The 15594-nt window shown below is 42.5% G+C and carries 12 protein-coding genes; 5 read left to right on the forward strand and 7 right to left on the reverse strand.

Annotated features, from left to right (window positions below):
- Nucleotides 1-223: 223 nt before the first annotated feature.
- Both A7975_RS07715 and A7975_RS07720 read right to left on the reverse strand, forming a co-directional pair.
- Nucleotides 224-412 (reverse strand): hypothetical protein, encoded by a 189-nt coding sequence (locus tag A7975_RS07715; RefSeq protein ID WP_065384700.1) that lies wholly within the window; start codon nucleotides 410-412, stop codon nucleotides 224-226.
- A gap of 608 nt (nucleotides 413-1020) precedes the next feature.
- Entirely contained in the window at nucleotides 1021-1815 is a 795-nt protein-coding gene (locus A7975_RS07720) for an SDR family NAD(P)-dependent oxidoreductase (RefSeq protein WP_065384701.1), read from the reverse strand.
- A 397-nt stretch (nucleotides 1816-2212) separates the two neighbouring features.
- On the opposite strand from A7975_RS07720, the gene A7975_RS34030 reads away from it, so the two are divergent.
- Nucleotides 2213-2350: a hypothetical protein gene (locus A7975_RS34030; protein WP_176707677.1), complete on the forward strand. Its 138-nt coding sequence runs from the start codon at nucleotides 2213-2215 to the stop codon at nucleotides 2348-2350.
- A 292-nt stretch (nucleotides 2351-2642) separates the two neighbouring features.
- Here the strand turns inward: A7975_RS34030 and A7975_RS07725 are convergent, their stop codons facing one another.
- Nucleotides 2643-5639, reverse strand: coding sequence for an S-layer homology domain-containing protein (locus A7975_RS07725; protein ID WP_141680220.1), 2997 nt, complete (start codon nucleotides 5637-5639; stop codon nucleotides 2643-2645).
- Between the two features lie 60 nt (nucleotides 5640-5699).
- Nucleotides 5700-6350 (reverse strand): hypothetical protein, encoded by a 651-nt coding sequence (locus A7975_RS07730; RefSeq protein ID WP_065384703.1) that lies wholly within the window; start codon nucleotides 6348-6350, stop codon nucleotides 5700-5702.
- Nucleotides 6351-6709: 359 nt separating this feature from the next.
- On the opposite strand from A7975_RS07730, the gene A7975_RS07735 reads away from it, so the two are divergent.
- From A7975_RS07735 to A7975_RS07750, 4 genes are read left to right on the forward strand one after another with little or no spacing between them, the layout of a single operon-like run.
- Nucleotides 6710-8254, forward strand: coding sequence for a spore germination protein (locus A7975_RS07735; RefSeq protein WP_082198032.1), 1545 nt, complete (start codon nucleotides 6710-6712; stop codon nucleotides 8252-8254).
- Nucleotides 8254-9423 carry a Ger(x)C family spore germination protein gene (locus A7975_RS07740; RefSeq protein WP_176707678.1) on the forward strand — a complete coding sequence of 390 codons (1170 nt, stop codon included), beginning with the start codon at nucleotides 8254-8256 and terminating at the stop codon, nucleotides 9421-9423. The genes A7975_RS07735 and A7975_RS07740 overlap by 1 nt, the downstream gene beginning before the upstream one ends.
- A gap of 2 nt (nucleotides 9424-9425) precedes the next feature.
- Complete coding sequence (locus tag A7975_RS07745; protein WP_065384705.1) at nucleotides 9426-9668, forward strand: hypothetical protein; 243 nt, start codon at nucleotides 9426-9428, stop codon at nucleotides 9666-9668.
- A 26-nt stretch (nucleotides 9669-9694) separates the two neighbouring features.
- The gene (locus A7975_RS07750; RefSeq protein WP_065384706.1) at nucleotides 9695-10804 is read left to right on the forward strand and encodes a GerAB/ArcD/ProY family transporter; all 1110 of its coding nucleotides are present in this window, start codon (nucleotides 9695-9697) and stop codon (nucleotides 10802-10804) included.
- A gap of 404 nt (nucleotides 10805-11208) precedes the next feature.
- Here the strand turns inward: A7975_RS07750 and A7975_RS34745 are convergent, their stop codons facing one another.
- The 3 genes from A7975_RS34745 to A7975_RS07760 form a co-directional block, all read right to left on the reverse strand.
- Nucleotides 11209-11331: a hypothetical protein gene (locus tag A7975_RS34745; protein ID WP_255314196.1), complete on the reverse strand. Its 123-nt coding sequence runs from the start codon at nucleotides 11329-11331 to the stop codon at nucleotides 11209-11211.
- 24 nt (nucleotides 11332-11355) lie between these two features.
- Nucleotides 11356-13542: a glycosyl hydrolase family 95 catalytic domain-containing protein gene (locus A7975_RS07755; protein WP_082198034.1), complete on the reverse strand. Its 2187-nt coding sequence runs from the start codon at nucleotides 13540-13542 to the stop codon at nucleotides 11356-11358.
- Nucleotides 13543-13901: 359 nt separating this feature from the next.
- Complete coding sequence (locus A7975_RS07760; RefSeq protein WP_065384707.1) at nucleotides 13902-14990, reverse strand: GntR family transcriptional regulator; 1089 nt, start codon at nucleotides 14988-14990, stop codon at nucleotides 13902-13904.
- Between the last annotated feature and the right edge of the window lie 604 nt (nucleotides 14991-15594).

A 15594-nucleotide genomic window follows, 5' to 3' on the forward strand; every position in this document is an offset into this window, starting at 1 on the left:
AGTCATCGGGACCATGCTAGGTATTATTTTGTTTTACCTCTACTTTTTAAATTTCCTGCTGCCTTTGCTGAAAGGCATGAATTCCCCTTGGAGTCGGATAGAAACCGCTCACCTTCTACCGTATTTCCTCGACCTCCGGAGGGAAACCGAGATATACTCGTCAATCATACCATGCGTAATATTGTTTCCTTCCATGGCTGCTCCCCTCCTTTTGTGCTCCTTGTTATTTGCGGCGTTTCCGGGCAATTCTAGAATAGAAAACGATTGCAGTGATAAGCATGCTAATAAAACCAATATTTTCTGCTGGTCCCTGTTCCATCCCGAACACCATGCAAAGATTCGTAACCAAGCTCTTAACAAGCAGCGCCATTACGATCAGCAATAGCGGACGCATAATATTATAATTTTTCAACTGATTTGACACTCCTGACTGCAACCGAAATTAGACAGGCTCCCTATAAATCCGAAACTTGAAATCGCTTTAACGGGAGCAATCCCGGCAAGTATACCAGTTTCCTGCCCATTCGTCCAACCTTTCAGCTTTTATGCTCTATAACGTCATCGCCTCCCCATCCTTAGCCGGAAACGATTCCTTCAATGAGGGTCATTTTTGGCGTGCGATGGCCTTCCGAAAATAGAATCCTAAAGCTAGCACCCCTAGCAGTTCTCAGCTCGGACAACTAACAACAAAAATATGAACAGAGACAAAAGGGGCCCACGTGTCGTGCTAATTTTAATGAGCCCTATATATAGGAGTTTTAATCAACATAGGCAGCTGTCTGCCACCACGCTATCTTGCCCGTAAGCATATAAAAAGAGCAGGCAATCGAAACGCCTGCTCATCCATGTGAGTATTCAGCTATCGTTAACAGCAGTAAAATTCAATACAGCTCTTATAGCGTTTTCTCCATTTGAAACGGATATATAATAATTAAACATGAGCTCCGCGTGTTATGCATCGCTTTGCTCTGTACGCTATTTGATAAATTAGACGGGTTATTGCTCAAATGATTGCGAAGTTTATAGAATGCTTTGAATAATCCCGCCTTCTACTCGTTGAGCTGCCCCGTTGATGGCAGACGCCTTGTCGGAAGCAAGAAAAACAATCGTATCGGCTACTTCCTCGACTGTCGCGTAACGCTGAATCAATGAAGAAGGCTGATCTTTCTCAAAGTAATCCTTTATGAAAGTATCCAAGTCCTTCCCATTCTCTCTGGCAAGCTCCAAAATGAATGTGCTGAAACCTTCTGTCCACGTCGGTCCCGGGAGAACAGAGTTTACTGTCACATTCGTGCCTTTCGCCACTTCCGCCAAGCCCCTGGATAACGTAACGAGTGAGGTTTTCGATACCCCGTAAGCGATGAGTTCCGGATACGGTTTGATACCCGCTTCGCTGGCAAGATTAATGATTCTTCCGGTATTGCGTTCTATCATTTTCGGTAAAAAAGCACGGGACATCCTGACGGCGCTCATTACATTAATTTGATAATAATCCATCCATTCCTCGTCCGTCACATCGAAAAAAGGCTTTACGGTAAAAACGCCAGTGTTGTTGACCAACACATCCAAATCACCTAGATTATTCACTTTGTTGACGAGTTCGACACAGTCTTCTTGTTTGGAAACGTCAGCTCGGATCCCATACACATTACCCAATGCCGAAAGCTCTTGCACCGTTCTTTCAACATGTTCGTCAGAGCGGCCGTTAATGATTACTTTTGCTCCCTCTTTCAAGAAACTGATTGCGGTTCCTTTACCGATCCCAGCTGTAGATCCCGTAACAAGTACTAATTTATCTTTTAAGTTCAATTGCATTTTCGATCTCTCACTTTCAATTGTATTTGTAAAACACTCGGACGGTCATCCGGAGCTTAGACTGCAGCAAACGCCGATCACCAAATATCCGCCGCTTTGCCTACTCTAATTTTCGAGTGATTCGTCATAACTGCATCAATGCGTTTACCTTTGTGATGGCCTCGTTAGATTTTTTGATTTCGGATTGATTATAATACGTTCAAAAAAATAATAATAATTATATAAAATAGCAAGTTTCATAAATATATTTATACCAGTCAAGTTATTTGCTATAAAAAATAATTCGAAGTGGCTAAAGCGATTTTTTACGGCACCTGTATGAAATTGTTGAGTTGTAAGTCGAAGCATAAGTGAATTTCTCCGGAGACAAATTAACCATGATTTGGAGTGGTGGAACATGGAATTGACAGAGATGGTACTTACATTGGACCTTGCAGTGAGTGAGGCTATTCAGAAGGATATCCTTCACATTTCGTCAGACGTAGTATTCCGGCAGCTTCAAACGGATGGTCGCATTGCGTTGATTATTTTTTAAAGCATCGTCTGCCCGACATCGTAAAAAAAAGCACAAATTGTCCTGTTGATAGCAAAAAGATTACTAAAGAAGCTTTGGGATCCAATTAAGAGTAAATTTTAGAAATTGATTTGATCATTTGAAACGAATAATGGAAAGGCTTTTTTTAATTTCACTCTATATAATCGCTGTTAAATGAACTGAAGCACTAAAAAAAAAAAACACCATCCGCATGCGGATGGTGTTCATGATGGTGGAGGCGAACCGTCACAGTTGACTGCCCGCCTATTGATACTACTTTTTCAAATCCCACTCATGGTGCAAGCAATTTATCCAACAAGCGAATGATCATCGCAACTAACTCAGCACGGGAAGCAGATTCATTCGGTTTGAACAATCCGTTGCTTTTACCGCTCACGATTCCTGCATTTGCAAAAGCATTGATTGGCTCAGAAGCCCAGTTCGTAACGACATCTGAGAATGGATTGGATGTGCTAGGAACATAGTTCGTCAGCCGTGCAAGCATGGTAACGATCTCGGCACGGGAGATTTCTTGATTAGGATGGAAAGAACCATCACTATATCCTGTGAATATCCCTTTAGCCTGTAATGCTGCAATCGCTTCTGAAGCCCAATGCCCTTTTGTGTCAGAGAAGGAAGAACCGCCTGAATCCGTTAAACCAAAAGCTTTTGCAATCATCTTGGCGAACTCGGCGCGAGTTACCTTCTCATTAGGATGATAAGAACCATCGCTATAACCCGTTACAATACCCATCTTAGCAGCACGTTCCACTACTGAAGCACTCCATGAAGACGCTGGAACATCCTTAAAGCTTACTGCAGGAGCAGATTTCTCTTTTTCCACAATTGACTTAACTACGTCCACATCTATCTTGTCGTTGAAGACAGGCTTCGAAAGCGTTGGTGTTGCAGTTGGTTTTACTGTTGGTGTTGGTGTTGGTTTTACTGTTGGTGTTGGTGTTGGTGTTGGTGTTGGTGTTACTACTGTTGGTGTTACTGTTGGTGTCGATGTTGGCGTCGGTGTCGGCGTTGTCTCATTTCCTGTTGTCTTCACGACAGTAAACTCATCGATCTTATTCCCCGCACTCGTACGTGCTTCCACATGAATCCCATCCTCAGTAATTTCAATAGCTGAATATACTGGCACGTCTTCATCAAAAATATAATTCAAGTAATTATATTGAGTGCCATCATAGAATTTCCAGCCCGAAGCACCGCCATCAAGATATACGGTACCTTCATTTGTAGCCTTGTTTGGCTTTCCATCCAGCATGGGATAGGTGCGCGCATACACATGATCATGACCAACTAGAACCAAATCAACTTTCTTCTCTTCTAAAATAGGTGCAAAATACGTTTGTGTATACTCAACAAGGGATTCTCGACCATTTTCTGTGTGATAGGCAGGACGGTGGAACATAACGATAGTCCATTTTTTATCATTCCGATCCAATTCTTCTTCCAACCATGCTGCTTGATCAACCATTTGTTCCTCTGTACCTTCTGAGTTCAATACGACAAAATGAGAATCATCGACCTCATAAGAGTAAGCATATTGCAGTTGGGATTCTGGTCCGTTCTCTGGGAAATTCGCACCTTTGGTGAATACTTCTTTCCCTTCACTCTTCACATCATGATTACCCAATGTTAGAGCAGTTGGAAGTTTTGTTGCATAAACCGAAGAAGCTTGCCAGAACTTTTGCCATTCTTCAAATGCGCCACCTACATCAACCATATCTCCACCATGCATAACAAATTGTGTTGATGGGAATTGTTTCAAAGCGTTAGTCATTAGTTCTTGATAGGCTTGTATTCCTTGTGATTGATTCGTATGAGAATCTGTAATAAACAAGAATGAGGTCGGTGTTGATTTGTTCTGATCTACAGTAGAATATTCATGCCACTCCGACCAATTGCCCTCATAGCCTACACGGTATTTGTAAGTGGTGTCTGCTTTCAAGCCTTCAATTAGAGCATTATGAAACCGGATTTCACCCTTCGTTCCATTTTCCTTCATACTAAGCACTTGAAGTTCACTCTCAGCTTCATGCTGTTTTACATGATTGACATCAGGACTTTCTCCTGTTCCCCATTCACTAGCTTCGATGTATTGAAGATAAGTAAAGGTTTGGTCAGGTTTCGTTTGCCAGGCAGCACTCAGTTGCGAAGACATATCTTCTGTCACATAGGTTTGAACATATTGAGGTTCATCTGTACCGTACTGCTCCACGACTTCATAATTGACAACCTTGCTGTTCTGATCACCGTTGACAGCTTGAACCTGATAGGTTCCAAGTGCCAATGTAGTTAAGTCTGTCGTTAATTGTCCTTTAGCATCTGTTTTACCAAGGCTGCTGTCCAATAACTTTTTGTTAACATCTGATTCAGAGATATAGCCTGTTGTTTGTCCATCTGCGAGAATAACCTCGAATAATCCATCCTCAGCTTCTGCTGAAGCATAGTAACGTTCACCAGCTTTTGCAACCATTAATACATTAGATGACGTATCGTCGTCCTCATATACATTAGACGTTACTGTGTTAACCGTAACTACTGAGCTCTGCTTTAATAATCCAGTGAAAACAATATCCGCACCTTCATACCGTTTGCCCTCACGGTCTAATACTGTAAACGTAGAAGGTGTGCCCAAACCAACTCCCGTCATCTCCAACTGATATGGAAATGCGATTGTATAGTGAATAGGAGCAGCTATTGGTGAGCTAGTCTGAACTTCGCCAGCTGTGAGATTCGTATTGCTCATTGTTATGGTTTTGTAATCTTCACCGCGTTCTAACGCGGCATGAGAGCTCACTCTGAAGTTAACAGTAACGAGATCTTGGGCTGCTGCTATTACGTTATTAAGTGCTACCTTAACAACTCCATGCTCATTATCAATATCAGAGGTTAGGGCAACTCCAGTCGCCTGAGTAATATTTTCAACTTGAAGAGTATTAGCATCATAGTTTAATGCGAATTCAGCCCGTTCTGCATTCAAGTAATCTTTGATACTGACTTGAACAGAATAGTTTTCATTACTTACCGCTTCTTTGACAGCGGTCATGAGCAAACGTTCTCCTGCATTCATCGTGAAGGCGAAAGTTTTCCCTGCCGGGTTGCCATTCTTATCCTTTACTTCAATAACAAGCTCATGATAACCGCCATCCACATTTTCTCCTGGATAAGTTAATAATTTTGTATCTGGAGAATAGTGAACTTCATCCGTAATATTCGTTCCATCCAAAAGAACTGATAAAGTATCCAAATCCAATCCTGATCCGTTATCGGTCAACTCAACCTTTAATTCATCAAGTGGAGCGCTTAATACTTCATTCTCAACAGGGGCTATAGGTTAAATGTTTGGAACGTCTTTATCCTCATCAAGTTCCTTATAGATAAAGGCAATATCATCTACCCAAATAGAACCCTTATTTTTCTTGCTCATATTCGATTGTTTCAACTGGAAAAACAGTTCAAGGACAACCGGTCCTGGTTTACCCTGCGGAACATCCGCCTCGATATATTTCCAACCAGACCAGTCTATACCCATTTGATTTTGATCATAGAATTCTGCTTGGAAAGAAGATCCGCCTTTATCTCTAAATTTTGTCGTTAGCAAATGTCCTTCATTGTTCCCATAAACCCACATGCCTACTTTAGTTGGGTAACCTGTTACTGGGATATTACCCGTTTTATAACCTACTTCAATTTGAGAAGGATTATCTACTATACCAATCATATCGTAATCAATTCTAGCCGAATATTGTCCATTTCTTACATGCTTCTTGTTATCTTCCAAGTGCAGCGTTGCATCATACATACGTTTAGGATTAAATTTCACATCTGAGATTCCATCTTCAAAATCTTCAACCATGACGGATTGTGTAGTTTCATCTACTGCATAGACATAATTATTTTGACCAAAACCTGTAAGTAAATTTCCACCTAGCAGCGTTATCATTGCTGCGATGACTATTGTCTTTCGTAATGCTTTTGTTTTCATTAATTTTCCTTCTCCCCTTAGTAAAATTATGATTCAATCCGTACTATAACATTGCAATGTAAAATTAAAATGCCATAACTATTAAGAAATTTTATTATATTCACATGAATTGCAATTAATAATTTCCCAATAAATAGGACTTGAAGTATACTTATCCGTTCTCGAAACACTAAGCTCAAAGAGTTTTACGAACGCATAAAAGCCGAAGGAACGCCCCATAAAGTGGATTTGGTCGCATGTGCAAATAAGCTAGTTTATTGGCTCCGCCCCTTCCCCAATCCAAAGGCAGCCGAATATCTTTCCTCCATCAGGGAAAAGATGTAAATGATTCGACATTTCGCTTCGGATAGGAGACTCGCATGCGGAAATTGCCCAATCCTTCAACTAATCACACTTCATCCGACAAGCCTTCTTACCCGAATATTTCTCCCCGCCTGGAAGAAAACTTGAAGTCGGTTCAAGGTTTTTTTGCCAACTGCAAAGACTTGAAAATTTACCGTTGGAGTTATGGACAGGACTTGGAGCAATCTGCCTTTACCGTCTATTTCGATACGCTAACTAAAACGACCGTTACGAATTTTGCAAAGGAAACGCTGCAAAATCTGGTCCCGTATGAGCTTGGGCCAGCCGAGACGGTTACGATTAAAGATGTTATCGATTATTTTGAGAACCATGGCATAGCTTCCCCTAACGTTGAGCTTATGAGCGATATGCAACAAGCTGTCAGGGGTATTCTGGACGGCAAAGTCATCATTTTTTTCCATGGATGGTCTAAAGCTATCGCCTATTTTGCCCTTGATGTCGAGCAGCGTCAAACCTCCGAGCCCATCACGGAGCCTACCGTTCAAGGCCCGCATGTCAGCTTCATTGAAAGCTTGGACCGCAATATCGGTGTCATTCGAAGCTTGCTGAAATCTCCTGATCTTAAATTTGAGTATTTTATATCCGGGGAAAAGGTCCACAGAACCATATCCTACGGTTATTTGGAAGGCGTCGTAAAGCCGGAGATATTAGAAGCGTTTAAACAAAAGATTGAGGGCATTAATCAAGAAGAAATTATTGAAGTTTCCTATCTTGAAGAGTGGGTTAATGATTCCAACTACTCGCCTTTTCCACAAGTTCGGTATACGGAACGCCCGGATACGGCGGTTACTTCTCTGCTGGATGGCAAAATCATTGCATTAGTGGATGGTAGCCCTTCGGTTCTGATCTGTCCGGGGAAATTCATAGAATTCTTTACAAACAGCGAGGATTATTACTATCGGACGATTTTTTCTTCGTTGATTCGATTGATCCGACTGGCTGCGTTCCTCATGGCGCTCATGCTGCCCAGCTCCTATATAGCGTTATCAACGTTCCACTCCGAACTCATACCGACGGTTCTCCTGCTAGCCATATTAGATACACGGGAAGGAATCCCCTTCCCGGCTGTGATAGAGGCGCTGATTATGGAGTTTTTCTTTGAGTTGCTGCGGGAGGCGGGCATTCGACTGCCCCGGCCGATCGGTTCGGCCGTCAGCATAGTTGGGGCGTTGGTTATCGGCCAAGCAGCCATTCAATCACAGATTGCATCTCCAGTCATGGTCATTGTCGTTGCCTTGACGGGCATCGCTTCCTTTGCGCTTCCTCAATACAATATGGCCATCGCACTGCGGATTCTGCGCTTTCCGTTAATGTTTCTCGCAGCGACGTTTGGAGGGCTAGGCATCATGGTTGGCTTTATTCTCATTTACCTTCATCTGGCGACTCTGCGTACCTTGGGTGAGCCCTATCTGGATTCGCTGGCCCCGCTGGATTTGACAAGGCTGCGAGATACAATTTTCGTGCTGCCAAGACGTTTGCTGGTTCATTCGCCTCGGAGTCGACATCTACATAAAAAATCCGCAGAAAGGAAGAAATCATAGTGAAGCCACTCCTCTCCTTTCTCGCTTCATTTCTTGTTCTTTGCCTGCTTAGCGGATGCTGGGATAATAATGAACTGGACGAGTATGGCTATGTGCAGGCGATATCGATTGATCAAGGCGAGGGCGGTTTTATCGATATCACGACTCACTTTTATAACCCTTCCAGTAAAATGCAATCCGGTATGGCAACGAATGCATCTGTTAAAGGAATTAATATTCATACAACGGGTGAAACCTTTTTTGAAGCGATGCGAGAGATTCCTACAAAATTCGGACGTAAAGCCAAATGGGATCATATGCGTGTCATTATCATCGGAGAGAAATTAGCCAGAACATTGAACATCCGAGAAGTGCTTGATTTTTTCTCTAGAGACCATGAACCACGGGGCACGATTCTACCCATCATTGCTGAGAAATCAGCGGCAGAATTTCTGGATATCAAACCGTTTATCGAGCAGACCATAGGTCAACAGTATAGAAAAATGGAGACGATCGGATCTCTCTATTCCGCCAAAACGTCTAACCTGCCGTTATATGATCTCGCTATACAACTAAGCAGTCCTTCCAAAACCTCTGCTATGCCTTACTTGCATAAAAACAGCTTGGATAATAAGGCGGCAATATCCGGAGTCGCATTGATTCAAGACGGGAAAATGGTAGGGATACTTAAGGAAAAAGATACCGAAACGCTGATGATGCTGACAGACAGATATATCTATGGGGTATTTGAATTCCCATGCATGAATCATGAAAAAAAGCAGATCTATAACAAAGAATCGCTTGAAATAATCAATCTCAACAGTCAATTGGTTTCGAAAGTGAAAAACGAGAATGTAATCGTCGACATCCATATGTCGATCGAAGGTACGACCGGAGAATTGCGATGCTCAGACCTGAAGACCAAGCAAGATATGGAGCGTTTTGAACAGACGATTAAAGATCAAGTGGAACATCAGATTCAACATACTATCCGAACCTTAAAGGCCAAAAAAATTGATGTGCTCGGAATCGGGAATCAAATTTATCAGAACAACCCGAAACTCTGGAAACAGCTGGAACCCATTTGGGTTGACAAGCTTGCGCAAATGCAATTTCAAACCCATGTTCAAGTTCATGTGTTAAGCACTGGCATGAACGCAGGTACGATATTCGGGAAAAAGGAGTACTAGATGTGATAGGAAAATTCATCTGCGTCTTGCTGTTGGCCTCCGCTATGCTGATCCATGACATCCCGAAAGTGATGGCCGCCAGCAACCGGGATCGGCTTGTGTACATAGCGGTGTTGGCGCCGCTCCTCTATCTTGCTGTTATCTTTTTAGCGGCTAAGCCATGGCCTAACCTGGATATGATTTTCAATTTATTTACCGGGCCGGCTAAGCTTTTCATTCATTGGCTCGATCCCACGCATACGTGATTTCTATAGAATTTGGAGGAGCACCCATGAAACAACAAGAACCTATCAGTTCAATTCAATTGTCCATGCTGTTCCTTTTTTTCATGACAGGCTCCTCCGTCGTAATTGTCCCCGCTCCCTTAACGAACATTGCAGGCAATGGAGCATGGCTCTCTCTTCTCATTGCCTCGGCGATGGGAATGCTTCTGCTGACTGCTATCCTTTATTTAAACCGGCTAGCCCCAGAGCTTTCGTTGGTCGAGCAAGGCCGCTCCGTATTGGGAAAGGGACTCACCTTCTTGGTGTTGATCCCTTTCGCCTGCGTTTTGCTTTGGAATATTTCGGGCGTTGTCATTGAGATCGGAATCTTCTTCAAGAATACGATGATGAAAGAAACCCCTACTTATGCTGTAAGCACATTGTTTTTTATAATGATCGGACTAACAGCGATGGCAGGAATCGAGGTAATTGCTCGGATGGCTGCCGTATTTATGTTTCTGATGTTCGGCTGTATTGTTCTGATCTTGATCCTGGTCTCAAGCCTGTACCATCCGCAATACCTTCTCCCAATAATGCCAGATGGAATTGGACCGATCTTGAACGCCTCTTATGTAGTTTATGGGTTTCCCTTCTCCGAGATGGTCGTATTTTCGGTCATCTTATCGTATGTACGTAAGGATGAGAATTCTCAGCTGCGCAAACATATGTACGTTGCGCTTGTTATCAATTCCTTGACGCTAATAGCCTCGGTCATTAGCAGCATTATGGTACTGGGACCATTGTCCGGAGATTTGAAATACTCTTTGTACCAATTAGCCAGGCTAATATCGTTTCAGGAGGTGATCGAGCGAATCGAATCCGTCATCGGAATCACGCTTATTGTTGGCTTTTATTTCAAAGCTTCAATTCTCCTGATCATCCTGATTAAAATGTTGAAAGAACTTCTAGGCTTGAAAAATGAACGCTTAGTTGTATTCCCCGTAGCATTCATTTGCCTCATGCTGTCGTTAACCACCTATACGAAGGAGTCTCAACTGGATGAGTTCGTCAAAGTGACATGGCCGCTGCTGAATAGTCTCGCCTACACCTTACCCGTTCTTCTGATTCTAGTGGTCACGGTTATTCGGTATCATAGCAATCGAAGCAAGGAGCAGTAGTTGTGATTGACTTGACATTCAAGCCAGCACATCAACACCTTCAATCGACGAATAGTCATTCCAGCAATGATGACAATAAACAGGATGCACATCATCCAGAATCGAATCCTATCGCTTGACGTCAGACTCTCTTGGCTTATGACGCCAAGCCGATAAAAACAGCACATACGCTAATGCCCATTAGTATTACCAACATAGTGAAATACAAAAAAGCAGGCCTGATGTTCCCCTAATCCAGGTGAACTCAGACCTGCTTTTATTCCATCATCCAAATAAATTTTCCAAATTAAATTGATTTTATATAGATGGATACACACAGTATTGGTAATAAAGCAAAAATTACCTAGCAGGAACTGGACTGATACAATCGCCGTTCTCTCCCCGTAATCCTTGCCGAACTGCACCTACAACTGCAACGCTTGATCGGTATATTTCTTTTGCTGCTCAAGCAATACACGCTGAGGGTGTGTGTAACCAACACCCATGTGACTATGATAGTGAAAAAGTACTTCTTTAATTTTTGACATGAATACTCATCCTATATTTTAATGTTATCTTCCTGAACTTAAGCTATAACGCTTGCCTTCTTCCGTAGTAAAAGAAACGATGTCTCCCGACAACTGCGCATCGATTTTTTTTTGAATATCTCCGCATTTCTCCATAACCACAACTTCTTCCAACGGCCATGGGTTGACGATTTGACATGTTCTTCCTTTATCGCTTGTAATGTCTACGTAAGTTACGTTTTCATTTGTTAGTTCGCTCGATACCATGAATGCTCCAACGGCTCTTAAATTTGTAAAGCGGGCGTTTCTATCACGGGGCCAGGTGGGAAATAGCTTGATAACATGCTCATGGCTTTGCATTAGCATCTCGTTGATTGCCGAAGGTACACCACTGCAGCACTCAATGCCGCCTCCACCGAAGAAAATAAACAGATTCGGATAGCCATGTTTAAGGCACTGACGACGTAACTCGCGCAGGATGACTTCCGGATCGTATCCGACCCGAGCCGCGGCTGTAAATATTGTCGGAAAACCATTATAATCCGTCCAACGGTTCAAAACAGTAATCGTATTTTGGGCTATTTCAAGCAGTTTCGGATCCGAGCCAAGTCCGATCGCTCCGGCAGGCCAGATATGCTGAATGGCCAGCGTATTATCATTCCACCAATCTCGCCCTTCTTCCGTTAAGCGAAATATCGTTTTTCCATCGCGCTCGTATGTTGGAAAATTGCTGATATGCTCTAATATATGAGACCATTTATCCCGCCGGTTCGAATCGAGATTCAATTCATGGGACATATCCAGCAGCCCTTTGAATACCGCCCGAATTAGCGCTAACGAGAGGATCGGATTTTTTTCCTCGAGCTCCCGCAACCATTCATCGTTAGGATGTGAGTCCGAAAAAGTGGGGACTTCGTGAATCGCATCACGATATATGACATATCGGTTTTCTTCGAATGTCAAATAATCCTCCCAGAAATCGGCAACTTCAAGTAGGAACGGATATGCCTCCTGACTCGCATATTGCATATCATAAGAGTAGTAATAACGCATCAGCATATTGATTGCGCAATACGCCGCATTGCTTTTTTGCCCCAAAAATAAATGGCCGTTCTCATATTTTATGCTTGCATGTGAAGTGGATAGGGCAGTCGGTAATCCTTTAGGTCCAATACCGACATCATAATAGATTCCTTTGCAGCCTAAATATTGTTCAGCATACCTACGTCCGTTCGGCATGTATTCCCGCAACGGCGTATCGTAGGGTTCGCTCAATTCAATATGATTCGACGAATACACTCCCCACCAAGGGGCTTGGTAATTGTAATTCAAATGATAATCCCCCGCCCAGGCAGAGGCGTCCGTCGTAATCCAGTTGCCGAACAAACCAGGCGGAAACGCCTTGTTGCGGCTGCAACAAGCCATGATGTAGTGAGAGCCGTACCAATACTTCTCCAGCACGTCGTCGCCGATTTCAATCTCGGATTTTGCCCAAAACCGGCTCCACCATTGTTTATGTTCTGAACGAAGCATCTCAATTCGGTTTACGTCCATTAGTCCGGCTCTTCCAACCGACTCTAGCTGATAATCTTCAACATTATGATTCGTTAATACATATGCAACGATATATGTCTTTACTCCCGGCTGTAGCAGGACTGAACCTCGCCCGCCGCCCAAGCTGCGCATGGCGACCGTACCTTCTGTAGGCCAATCGAGGTCGGCGCCGTTAAACTTTCGAGACACCCAAACAACATCGTCCTGCTGCCCCTCTTCCGTCTCGGATTCATTCCCTTGCTGTACCCACAAGTCAACCGAAATCGTTAGGGCATCGCCTTCACATGAAAGCTCAACGATTACCGCATTCTCGCCAGCCGAAACCCAATAGTTTATGGATACCGATGTCGCGTCATTATGTAATACCGATGTAACTTCCGCTTCAAGCAACCTCTGTTCGCTATAATATGAAGCTTTTGCCAACGCAGGCATATGAATATCGATTCCCCCGAGCAAGCAAGGACTGCCGTTCGGATAAATCCGCTTCGCTTTCCAAAAGTCGGTCTTCGATATCCATAAACGCTGCCGTTCTGGTGATCCACTGATCACTACGCCAACATCACCGTTTCCAATTAAAGGGCCGTCCACAACTTTGTCCGTAGGTATGTTTTTGGGCGGTTCCGTGAAAATTCCGTTATACTTGGCCATTCGCTCTTTCCATTCAAATTCACTTTTCAACCATCGTCACTCCTGTACATGAAATAATAGAATTACCCGCAATATCATTATCAATAAGGAATATTGCGGGCTCGCTCATACCGCTATTTTTCCACTCTGTCTTGGCATCTCTTAAGAAAGCGTTTTATAATTCAGTTCGATAAGTCAGATGTTATAATAATTAGATATCTGTGTCAATAAAAAGTTCATTTAACATCATGTTTATGATACAGATTTTAATACAATGTTAATCAAATAACAAAGTGGAGAAGTGTAAAAGATATCCAAAACTGAACTAAGGGCTTCTGGTCAACAAAAAGACGACTATTATCCCAGATATTTGGAATCACAGTCGTCTTAATTTCAATAACCAGCTATATCTAAATCGATTTTACAGATTCCCCAATGTCCATCCTGGATTTGCAAACTTGCCCGATATTATATTGTTCTTCTTTTCCATCGATTAAATGGAGCAATAATCTGGCGGCACACTGTCCCATTTCATAGAAGGGTTGCGAAATACCCGTTACATTGAAATTAATTTTCCGGTTTAAATTGGAAGCATCATACGTTACAAGCGATACATCCTCGGGAATGCTATATTTTAGTTTTTGGAAAGAATGAATAACCGCTTCCCCAATCTGATCATTCGCTGTCAATACAGCCGTAAAATTCAATTGTTTCATTTTCTGCTCAAATACGTCACAATACCAATTAAATTCGTCCGAAAAATCTTCCATTCTTGTTGGTATAATCACATCAAATTGCTCGGAATATTCTAAATCAGAATCGATAATGGCTTGTTTAAATCCTACTAACCGTTCATTCATTGTACTTATGTTCGAATTACGGATAAATAATATACGACGATGGCCATGATTGATTAACAACTTCGTTAAATGATATGCCCCGGTAATATTATCGCTTGTTACATACGGGATATTGCTGTTATATACTGTTCGATCTAAGCATACAACTTTAATTCCATTATCTTGAAGGAGGGTGAAGATTCGATTATTGATATCTTCATGTCCATGACTCAAAATCGGACATAAAATGACTCCTTTGACTTTTCTCGCTACCGCTCCTTTTGCAAGCACTTCCAACTTCTCCAAATTTCGATCATTACTTGAACTTATCAGTTGATATTCTTGTAAATATAATACATCTTCAATTCCTCTCAATGCGGCCGACCAAAGCGGATTTTCAATGCCAAAAACGAAAGCAGCCACCAGATGAGTGCTGCCTTGAACAGTGAGCTTCCTTTTATCCATGAAAGTGCCTCTTCGGGTATCCCGGATTAGCCACCCTTCTTCCACTAATTCTTTGATGGCTTTCTCCACCGTATTCACACTGGATTCGTAGTATTCGGAAAAATCTCTGCTGGAGGGCAGTCTAAGGCCTTCCGCCCACTCCCCATCCATTAGTCTTCTAAGAATGTCTTGTTTAAGAATAATGTACTTAGCCACAAAATGAAATCTCCCTGTTTTTATTACCACATTAACTTTTCGCTATCGCTGTGTCAAGTTTTTTGATACAGATTATACAAGTACCTCTTTTTCTGACTACAAGTCTAAGCAAGGACAATTGACCAACGACGAGATTCCCTAACTACTACCAGATAAGTCGCTCGAGGAGCTAGCAGAGGCAGTCCGTCTCATCAGCCACTGTCCCCGAAGTAACTAAAATGGATATAGCTTATGAAGCCTTCCTGGATGAACTGTCGCACATGGTTTGAAAACCATCACCGAAAAAAATCCACTTCTTACATCTATATCTATTAATGTTTTTTCTCATACAATTCATTCATAAAGTTTCCGGCACTGATTATCCCTTCTTTTGCTTCCTCCAAAGAGGAATAAAAACAAGCCAGTTGTGAAACATGGAAGGCCAAGATGCCGAAGCACCGTACGATCGATTAAGAAACGATGAATTAAAGGTGCTTGTTGGCCTTATCGGAGCGCCAGGGAATAAGGGCGGACCATTCATTCGCCCCTCCAAGTTGAAATCCCCCCCTTCAGAAGTTCAAACTAAATTTGATAAACCGGAAGAGTTCATCGGCTCAAAAAATTG

Source organism: Bacillus sp. FJAT-26390 (assembly GCF_001682865.1).
In the GTDB taxonomy this organism is placed as follows: Bacteria; Bacillota; Bacilli; order Paenibacillales; family Paenibacillaceae; genus Pristimantibacillus.